Annotated in this window: 9 protein-coding genes and 2 pseudogenes; 6 read left to right on the forward strand and 5 right to left on the reverse strand. The window is 54.5% G+C overall.

What is annotated here, in order from left to right; all coding sequences use genetic code 11:
- Together BMY49_RS16600 and BMY49_RS16605 are read right to left on the reverse strand one after the other, a co-directional pair.
- Window positions 1-282: transposase (locus BMY49_RS16600; protein ID WP_208596190.1), on the reverse strand; the 282-nt coding region annotated here is incomplete at its 3' end.
- Between the two features lie 68 nt (window positions 283-350).
- Window positions 351-659: pseudogene (locus tag BMY49_RS16605) on the reverse strand (transposase); the annotation flags it as partial.
- Window positions 660-761: 102 nt separating this feature from the next.
- On the opposite strand from BMY49_RS16605, the pseudogene BMY49_RS16610 reads away from it, so the two are divergent.
- Together BMY49_RS16610 and BMY49_RS16615 are read left to right on the forward strand one after the other, a co-directional pair.
- A pseudogene (locus BMY49_RS16610) lies at window positions 762-1,271 on the forward strand (SDR family oxidoreductase); the annotation flags it as partial.
- A gap of 110 nt (window positions 1,272-1,381) precedes the next feature.
- Window positions 1,382-2,374: an LLM class flavin-dependent oxidoreductase gene (locus tag BMY49_RS16615; protein WP_062374754.1), complete on the forward strand. Its 993-nt coding sequence runs from the start codon at window positions 1,382-1,384 to the stop codon at window positions 2,372-2,374.
- 10 nt (window positions 2,375-2,384) lie between these two features.
- Here BMY49_RS16615 and BMY49_RS18115 read toward each other — a convergent pair whose 3' ends face one another.
- Window positions 2,385-2,579: a hypothetical protein gene (locus tag BMY49_RS18115; RefSeq protein ID WP_338061336.1), complete on the reverse strand. Its 195-nt coding sequence runs from the start codon at window positions 2,577-2,579 to the stop codon at window positions 2,385-2,387.
- A gap of 284 nt (window positions 2,580-2,863) precedes the next feature.
- Here BMY49_RS18115 and BMY49_RS16625 point away from each other — a divergent pair, with 284 nt between their 5' ends.
- Window positions 2,864-3,358 (forward strand): GNAT family N-acetyltransferase, encoded by a 495-nt coding sequence (locus BMY49_RS16625; protein ID WP_054641363.1) that lies wholly within the window; start codon window positions 2,864-2,866, stop codon window positions 3,356-3,358.
- Window positions 3,359-3,473: 115 nt separating this feature from the next.
- On the opposite strand, the gene BMY49_RS16630 is transcribed toward BMY49_RS16625, so the two are convergent.
- Both BMY49_RS16630 and BMY49_RS16635 read right to left on the reverse strand, forming a co-directional pair.
- Window positions 3,474-4,031, reverse strand: a complete 558-nt coding sequence (locus BMY49_RS16630) for a DUF1415 domain-containing protein (protein ID WP_089676100.1) — start codon at window positions 4,029-4,031, stop codon at window positions 3,474-3,476.
- A gap of 90 nt (window positions 4,032-4,121) precedes the next feature.
- Entirely contained in the window at window positions 4,122-4,790 is a 669-nt protein-coding gene (locus BMY49_RS16635; protein ID WP_089676102.1) for a GntR family transcriptional regulator, read from the reverse strand.
- Window positions 4,791-4,979: 189 nt separating this feature from the next.
- Between BMY49_RS16635 and BMY49_RS16640 the strand changes: the two genes are divergently transcribed.
- From BMY49_RS16640 to BMY49_RS16650, 3 genes are read left to right on the forward strand one after another with little or no spacing between them, the layout of a single operon-like run.
- Window positions 4,980-5,537, forward strand: a complete 558-nt coding sequence (locus tag BMY49_RS16640) for a chromate transporter (RefSeq protein ID WP_089676101.1) — start codon at window positions 4,980-4,982, stop codon at window positions 5,535-5,537.
- The gene (locus BMY49_RS16645; protein WP_044628975.1) at window positions 5,534-6,064 is read left to right on the forward strand and encodes a chromate transporter; all 531 of its coding nucleotides are present in this window, start codon (window positions 5,534-5,536) and stop codon (window positions 6,062-6,064) included. The genes BMY49_RS16640 and BMY49_RS16645 overlap by 4 nt, the downstream gene beginning before the upstream one ends.
- 23 nt (window positions 6,065-6,087) lie before the next feature.
- Window positions 6,088-6,297, forward strand: coding sequence for a winged helix-turn-helix domain-containing protein (locus BMY49_RS16650; protein WP_275041228.1), 210 nt, complete (start codon window positions 6,088-6,090; stop codon window positions 6,295-6,297).
- Window positions 6,298-6,637: the final 340 nt, after the last annotated feature.

Raw genomic sequence — 6,637 nt, forward strand, 5'->3', positions numbered from 1 at the left:
ATCGATCCAGCCCATCGCCCGCTGCAGCACCAGAGTGCGTATCTGGCTGGTCAGCGAGTGGCGAATGCGCAGCGGATGACGCGCATCGACCAGGTTGTCGCCGAGCGCCTCGATCACGCCGCTACTGTCGAGGGCTTCGCGCAGCAACAAAGCGCCGCTGTCGCTGGTGGTGCGGTGGCCGCTCAGCTCGACACGGACAGAGCCGTTGCACGAGGGCGTCCAGGTGGATAGGCTTTCACCCATAGCGGATGGCTCCCTTGGATCAGGTTCTTGGCGGAACACACTGAATTTTCAAGAGGATACCATCCGCTATCTTCGTTTTCAGGCCGGTCTCATGAATAAGGCGGGTTCAAATACGGTGGCAGGAGCTGACTGTTGAAGCGAATGCCGGAGCCGCTGCGGTCCCGGACCTTGGGCACCTGAACGTCAACATCTCCAACGCCTGTCTGAATGGTTCGCTTTGGTAAATGACCGTTTCGGACTACCGCCTTGCGACCATCGGGTGTCAATACATCGGCATACTGATCCAGTAGCCCCTGAAGCTCAGACTCGACAGCCCGCGCAATCAGGTCACGGGCACCCTGTCGGATCAGATCGTGCAAGGGATCGTTCGTGGTCGCCTCTGGTTGTGAAAGAGCATGCAGGTTAGACTTGGACATGGCGTATCCATCCTCTGTTGGTTGTGATCTTGGTGGTGATCAACCAACAGGATACGCCATCCTTTCAGCCTGCTTCCATACACCAGAAATCACCATAACTCCACCGACTTAAGCCAGCAGCAAGCTATGGTGGAACAGGCGATTGAAACCTTTGGCCACATTGATGCAGTATTCGCCAATGCAGGTCGCGGTGGCTCACCGGGTGGGTTTAGCAGCGCCGATCATGTTGCTTGGCGGGAGATGATTCTCACCAATATCTACGGCGTTGGCCTTACGCTGCAAGCCTGCTTGCCAGAGCTAAAACGCCGCCAGGGTCATATTCTTTTAACCGGCTCTGCCGCAGGCCGCACCACCATCCCAGGTTCCATGTATAGCGCCACAAAGTGGGCAGTAACGGGTATTGGTTATAATCTGCGCGAGGAGTTACGCGGCACCGGCATGCGGGTGACGCTGATTGAGCCCGGCATGGTCGATACTCCCTTCTTTGATGAACCACCCGAGTACGCGCTAGCAGACCGCGATATCGCCAATGCGGTGATCTATGCTCTGTCGCAACCACCCCATGTTGACGTTAATGAAATCCTAGTGCGACCCACACCGCCCCGAGAGTAACTCTGCTCGCTTGACGCCTTGTTTTTGCTCGTTGCTGCCCGCATAAACATAGCATTATGAAGCGTGCTAACAACTTGGCCCGCCGACCATGCATGTTTATTAGGTGACTTATGAGCCAACTTGCCTCAACCGTACTCTCTGTTCTTGACCTAGCGCCCATCCGCCAAGGCGGCAGCGCTGCTGAAACGTTTCGTGATAGCGTCTCTTTAGCCCAACACACAGAGTCTTTGGGCTACCAGCGCTACTGGTTAGCCGAACACCACAACATTGCTGGCATTGCCAGTGCGGCCACCGCCGTACTGATTGGCCACGTAGCAGGCCAGACGTCCACTATTCGCGTGGGTAGCGGGGGTATTATGCTGCCTAACCACCCACCGTTAGTGATTGCCGAGCAGTTTGGCACGCTGGAAACCCTCTACCCAGGGCGAATTGACCTTGGCCTGGGCCGCGCGCCTGGCTCAGATGGTGCCACCATGCGGGCTATGCGCCGCCACGCCCATGCAGGAGTTGATGATTTTCCAGAGCTACTTGAAGAGCTGCGCCGTTATTTAGACGATGCGGACCCTCGCCAAACCGTTAAAGCCGTTCCAGGCCAAGGCACCCATGTCCCCATCTGGCTACTGGGCTCCAGCGGTTACAGCGCACAGCTCGCGGCAAAGCTCGGCCTACCCTTCGCCTTTGCTGCGCAGTTTGCGCCGGGCTATCTCTTTGAAGCACTGCGCCTATACCGGGATAATTTCCGGCCATCTGAGCATTTAGAGGCACCTTATGCGATGGTGGGCCTGCCTGTCATGGCGGCGGAAAGCGACGAGATGGCGCACTACTTGGCCACCACCGCTCAGCAAAAATTCTTAAACTTGATTCGTGGTAAACCGACCCAGTCACTGCCCCCCGTCGATACGTTAGACTGGTCCCCCATGGAGCGCGCTCAAGTAGAGCAGTTTTTGGGGGCGGCTATTATTGGCGGCCCGGAAACAGTAAAAGCGCAATTAGAAGAGTTTCAAGCACGTACCGGCGCTAACGAACTTATGATTAATAGCGACTTTTATAGCCACGCTGATCGGCTGCGTAGCTATGAGATTGTTGCCCAAGCCGCACGTTAAGCCGCTCTACTCACCCTTTCGCAACGAGAAAAGCACCTGCCGCTACCATCAGCGAGCCTGCGGTACGGTTGGTGCCTTTCTGAGCGCGCGCCGATTGAAAAAAGCGCCGCGCAGAGGAAGCAAACGATGCTACCAGCATTAAGCCCATCATCAACCCAACCAGCGTTAAGCCCACCACCAGAAACATATCGCTCCGGTTTAGCACGGTGAGATCGATAGATCACATCGCTCACCGTCATACCCAGCGCCAGCGGGATACACGGACGCGTACCTGCCGACATCCCCTTAGCTAGTAACGCAAAAATTCCTGGGCCAGGCGTCACGGCAAACACAAAGATAGCTAAAAAGTAGGTCAGTGCGCTCTCTATGGTCATTGCCAAGCCCTCTCGTTGTAATTTATGGCCCACTCGGTGGGGAACGATGCAACTGCGCTGAGCCGCATCAGAATATGCTAACGTAGCTTATGCCTTAATGAACGAGAAAAGACTCATGCAAACCCTTCAATTTTCACCAATGACTGCGGATGAGTTCGCCCTATTTTGGCCCACGTTCCAGGCCATTGTAGCTGCCGAAGAAACCTACGCGATAGATCCTAACATCACTTATGACGACGCTTTTTCACTGTGGTGCAAAACACCACTGCTCAGTATTGCAGTGAAAGACGAACAGGGGCAGCTGCTAGGTAGTTACTACTTAAAAGCGAATGCCGCTGGCCCTGGTAGCCACGTGTGTAACTGCGGCTATATGGTAACGCCGCACGCGCGAGGTAAAGGGGTTGCGCGAGCCATGTGCGAACACTCACAGCAAGCTGCGCGCCAACATGGTTTTATAGCCATGCAGTTCAACGCCGTAGTGGCCAGCAACCAAGTCGCCGTGGCCTTATGGCAACGTCTGGGGTTTAGCATTGTTGGCACGGTGCCCAACGCTTATTGCCACTCATCGCTTGGTTATGTGGATACTTACGTTATGCATAAGTCGTTATAAGGCTATTAAGAGGGTTTTCTTCTTACTGCCAGCAGGTTGCTAGTCTGCTGGTCTTCCAACGCTGCATTAAAAATGGTCTGCAAACATAAAAATTAATTTAGGCACCCTATGCAAATTAAGGCAGGTTGTAGCATCGCTGCAGCTGCGCCTCAGCGGTTTTGCTGCCTAACGCTGTTAAGTAAGCGATATTTCGTTCAGGGATAGCGGCCGTGTCGCCGTAAAAGGCGATGGCTCTCTCAACGCTGGCTTCGCGGAGCAGATGAACCATGGCATAGGGAGAACGATTGGAATAATTCGCCGCATCCAGCGGGTCCACATCTGCAAAGCAGTAGTCAGGATGAAACGTCGCCAGTTGGTAAACGCCTTCGTAGCCGAGCTCAAACAGCAGGTTTTCGGCAAGCTCTACATAATCAAGGTAGTGATCGAAGCTTTTAAATAGCGTGGGAAATACCAATAGCGTAGTTTCTGTCTCTGGGTGCTCATTGAGCCACTCAATCTCGGCCACTAGCTCCTCAAGGGCCACATCCACTTTTTTCGAGCGCACGACTTCAACACGAATCGTATTGCTATCCAGCTCACGTTTAGCAAAGGGGCAAATGTTGTGTCCAACAATAAAATGGCTCACCCATGCCAGCGTTTGGTCCACTACCTGCTGATCTGCTGCTTGCGTCATACCCGTTCCACCTGCACCTTATGGATCTTTAAAAGGCGTGGCATCGCCACGTATTGGACGCCAGTGTACAGATAAGCCCTCGCAAATACGCTAGGCATGCTGTTGATAACGCGCCAAGGCAACCTCATAAGATTTGTGAATATGGTCGTCCATTAGTGCTCTTGCGGCTGTCGCGTCGCGCTGAAGCGCTAGTTCTACCAGCTCATGGTGTTGTTCATCCAGTTCCTGTCGGATAGTCGGCATTTTCGGCCCTAAACGGCGGTAGCGGTCGAACTGGTCGTGCAATTGTTCAATAAAGCGCAACAGCCATACTGAACCACAGGGTGCCACCAGGGTACGGTGAAAATGCGTATGCAGGCGCTCCCACTCTTCGCCTTTATCTAGTGTAATGTCTGCACGCTTTAGGCGATGTGCCGCCGCCAAAAGGTCTGCTTCCCATACCGCATCGCCATGAGCAATAGCTCGCTCCAGCGCCATACCTTCAAGCTCGGTGCGCAGTCGCGCAATATCGTCTAATTCTTCACGTGAGAGCTTAGGCACTCTGAACCCACGCTGATTCTCTTGGATCAGCAGGCCGTAAGCCGCCAGTTTATTAAGCGCTTCACGCAGCGGACTCAACCCTACTTGGTACTGCTCCTTGAGCGTATTAATGGCGAGTTTCTCACCCGCTTTAAAGCGCCCCCCCACCAAATCGCGGCGCAGTAAATCATAGATAGAGCTAGATGCTTTCGTGGAGGAAAGCTGCATTGGCTTGTTCATACCGGAGTCCTTTTGCGCACCTTCGTAAGGCATCAGTTAACGGAGATTCCATGACTAGGTGTTGACGCCTCTTGTCTGGCTCACCTATATTCTATTTTAGACAGAATAATCGATTTTTTAATCCACAAACGATAAATAGGCAATCTCGATGCTTTTTACTGTGATGCTACCGCTGCGGGCAATGAGCGTATGAAGCAAACAGCACTTTTTTGGGCGTTTTTCCGCGTCGGCATTTTCGGCTTTGGCGGCGGCCCTGCCATGATACCGCTGGTCCGCGCGGAAGTCGTGACACGCCACCAGTGGCTAACCGATGAAGAGTTTGCCGACGTGCTCGCCATCGGCAATACCCTACCCGGCCCCATCGCCACCAAAATGCCCGGCTATATTGGCTACCGGGTAGCGGGCATCAGCGGCTGCGCGGCGGCCGTCATTGCCGTTATCCTACCGATGATCGTGGCCATGATTGTGATGTTAGGAATTTTTAGCCGCTACCGCGACGTTGGCTGGATTCGCGGTATGGGACAAGCGGTCATTCCGGTAGTCATGGTCATGATGGCTCAGCTCACCTGGGACTTCTTCGATAAATCCAAAGCCGCCCTTGGCTGGCTAATCAGCATCGCTATGGCGGTCATCGCAGGCGCGGTGATTTATTGGCTAGGCGTACATCCCGGCTGGGTGATTGGGGCCATTCTGCTGGCGGCCCTCCTACGCCCATCCCGTAAAAAACGCGCGGAGGGCACCGCATGATCTACTGGGATCTCTTTCTCGCCTTTTTTATTCCTAACATTATTGGTTATGGCGGTGGCCCCGCCATTATTCCGCTCATTGAAGCAGAAGTGGTAGGCCGCTACGGCTGGATGACCTCGCAGGGTTTTGCTGAAACGCTGGCGCTCGGCAACGCACTGCCAAGCCCCATTGCCACCAAAATGGCGGGCTATGTGGGCTATGAAGTTGCCGGTATTGGCGGGGCATTTGTGGCTGTTGCCGCGACGGTCATTCCCTCACTCCTGCTGATGCTTGGCGCTTTGGGGCTTTTATATCGCCACCGCGACTCCCCGCGCGTTAAACGCATGAGCCAATGGGTACGACCAGTGATTGCCATGATGATGGCATGGCTTACCCTCAGTTTTTTCACAGAAAGTATGGCGGCAAGCGGCCTCCTCCACACGCTGATTATCGGTATCGTGGCCACGATTGCGCTTGTGCGCTTTAACACCCATCCCGCCTTTGTTGTTATCGGCGCCTTGGTTTATGGAGGGCTCTTCATTTCTTAATAAGGATAAAAATACTGGCTAAAGTGGGTGAGTTGTTAAGCCGCGCTCACTTATTGGAGCTGGTGTGGGGGGATCAAAGGCGATGTGTCGACGCGTACGGATACTCAGTCAGCCGTTTGCGACGCAAGTTAGAGCTGGACGGTCGGCACGTGCTGCGCCTACGCAGCGTGTACCAATCAGGCTACCGTATGGAAGTGTGCAGTATCTCTACTGTGGAGCAAGCGGCCAATTGAATCGAGTAGGAGGGGGAGTCGCCTCCCCCGTCCTCTCACACCACCGGGCAAACGGATCCGTACCACGGCGGTTCCTGTCCCCCATTATCGGGCTGAGCTTCGTTCCGCTGAATTCGCTCGCCTGTGTGCTCTGAGCGCTTCGACAGTCTTTGGGCTTCCGGCCCGCCATACAGTTATCGAGAGCCCTCCGGGGAGGCTTCTGCTCGTACACATCAGAGAGTGGTCAACTATCCACTCGTGACAGGTTCAGCCCTTCAGCTCTTGGTTAGAGAGCCTAATATGGCCTCTGCTGACTCCTGTTCGCCCATCCCGACACCTCACGGTGTCGGTAGCCAGTGGC

Origin of the sequence: Vreelandella aquamarina (genome assembly GCF_900110265.1) — a bacterium.
Classification (GTDB): Bacteria; Pseudomonadota; Gammaproteobacteria; order Pseudomonadales; family Halomonadaceae; genus Vreelandella; species Vreelandella aquamarina.

Bases quoted from the DNA above. Each gene is read 5' to 3' on its own strand.
- BMY49_RS16615 (WP_062374754.1), top strand. From the start codon at position 1,382: ATGAGCCAACTTGCCTCAACCGTACTCTCTGTTCTTGACCTAGCGCCC.
- BMY49_RS16625 (WP_054641363.1), top strand. From the start codon at position 2,864: ATGCAAACCCTTCAATTTTCACCAATGACTGCGGATGAGTTCGCCCTA.
- BMY49_RS16630 (WP_089676100.1), bottom strand. From the start codon at position 4,031: ATGACGCAAGCAGCAGATCAGCAGGTAGTGGACCAAACGCTGGCATGG.
- BMY49_RS16635 (WP_089676102.1), bottom strand. From the start codon at position 4,790: ATGAACAAGCCAATGCAGCTTTCCTCCACGAAAGCATCTAGCTCTATC.
- BMY49_RS16640 (WP_089676101.1), top strand. From the start codon at position 4,980: ATGAAGCAAACAGCACTTTTTTGGGCGTTTTTCCGCGTCGGCATTTTC.
- BMY49_RS16645 (WP_044628975.1), top strand. From the start codon at position 5,534: ATGATCTACTGGGATCTCTTTCTCGCCTTTTTTATTCCTAACATTATT.